This is a genomic window from Streptosporangium sp. G12, assembly GCF_052983175.1.
This window is the reverse complement of sequence record NZ_JBRIQO010000081.1, coordinates 1-1,762: the sequence shown is the minus strand read 5'-3', so window position 1 is coordinate 1,762 and position 1,762 is coordinate 1. Positions and strand designations below refer to the sequence as shown.

1 pseudogene is annotated in these 1,762 nt (G+C 71.4%); it reads left to right on the top strand.

The window, feature by feature from the left end:
- Nucleotides 1-62 precede the first annotated feature (62 nt).
- A pseudogene (locus tag ACVCAG_RS45650) lies at nucleotides 63-1,762 on the top strand (type I polyketide synthase); the annotation flags it as partial.

Sequence of the window (1,762 nt, the reverse complement as noted above, 5' to 3'; positions counted from 1 at the left end):
GGCACGCCTCGGCGACGGCGGTTCAGGCGGATCGGGCTTTCCAGGAGCTGGGTTTCGACTCCTTGACCGCGGTCGAGCTGCGCAACCGGCTGATGGCGGTCTCCGGGCTGCGACTGCCCGCCACCCTCGTCTTTGACTACCCGACCGCCCAGGCGGTAGCGGATTACCTGGCGGCGGAGCTGGCCGGTGGTCAGGTCTCGCAGGCGGTGGTGGCTGATGTCTCGGTGGCCGACGAGCCGATCGCGATCGTGGGGATGGCCTGCCGGTTCCCCGGCGGGGTGTCCTCGCCCGAGGGTTTGTGGGACCTGGTGTCGTCCGGCACGGACGCCATCGGCGAGTTTCCCACCGACCGCGGCTGGGACCTGACGAAGGTATACGACCCGGATCCGGACAGCCGGGGCACTTCGTACTCCAGGCACGGCGGGTTCCTGTACGAGGCCGCCGAGTTCGACCCCGGCTTCTTCGGGATCTCGCCGCGTGAGGCGCTCTCGATGGATCCGCAGCAGCGGCTGCTGCTGGAGAGCTCGTGGGAGGCGATCGAGCGGGCGGGCCTGGATCCGGTGGGGTTGCGTGGCAGCCGTACGGGTGTCTTCGCGGGTGTGATGTACCACGACTACGGTCTGGGTACTCCTGCGAACACCAGTGGCGGCAGTCTGGTGTCCGGACGGGTGTCGTACACCCTGGGCCTGGAGGGTCCCGCGGTCACGGTGGACACGGCGTGCTCATCGTCGCTGGTGGCGCTGCACTGGGCGGCGCAGGCGTTGCGCTCGGGTGAGTGTGATCTGGCGCTGGCCGGTGGTGTGACGGTGATGTCGACGCCCGGCATGTTCATCGAGTTCTCCCGGCAGCGCGGTCTGGCGCCCGATGGCAGGTGCAAGGCATTCGGTGCCGCCGCGGATGGAGCCGGCTGGGCCGAGGGTGTCGGTGTGCTGCTGGTCGAGCGGCTCTCGGACGCCCGGCGCAACGGTCACCAGATCCTCGCGATCGTGCGGGGCAGCGCGGTCAACCAGGACGGCGCGAGCAACGGGCTGACCGCGCCGAACGGTCCCTCGCAGCAGCGGGTGATCCGTCAGGCGCTGGCGAACGCCGGTCTGTCGAGCGCGGATGTCGATGTGGTCGAGGCGCACGGCACCGGAACGGTGCTGGGTGACCCGATCGAGGCCCAGGCGCTGATCGCCACGTACGGTCAGGACCGGCCCGAGGACCGGCCGCTGTGGCTGGGCTCCATCAAGTCGAACATCGGCCACGCCCAGGCCGCCGCCGGCGTGAGCGGTGTGATCAAGATGGTGATGGCGCTGCGCAACGGCGTCATGCCGCAGACCCTGCACGCCGAGGAACCGTCTCCGCATGTGGACTGGTCGGCGGGTGCGGTGGAGCTGCTGACCGAGGCCCGCCCGTGGGACACCGGCGACCGCCCGCGCCGGGCGGCGGTGTCGTCCTTCGGGATCAGCGGCACGAACGCGCATGTGATCATCGAGCAGGGTCCGGTGGTGGAGTCGGAGCCCTCCGGCGCCGAGCTGCCGGTGACGCCGTGGCTGGTCTCGGCCAAGACTCCCGAGGCGCTGCGGGCGCAGGCCGGGCAGCTCGCGGCGTGGGTGGAGGAGCGGCCTGAGCTGGACGTGGCTGATATCGGCTGGACGCTGGCGACGGGCCGGGCGGTGCTGGAGCAGCGTGCGGTGGTGATGGGCGCGGATCGGGCCGAGCTGGTGGCGGGCCTGCGTGCCCTGGCCGAGGGCACGGCGACGCCGGGTGCCGCGGCCGG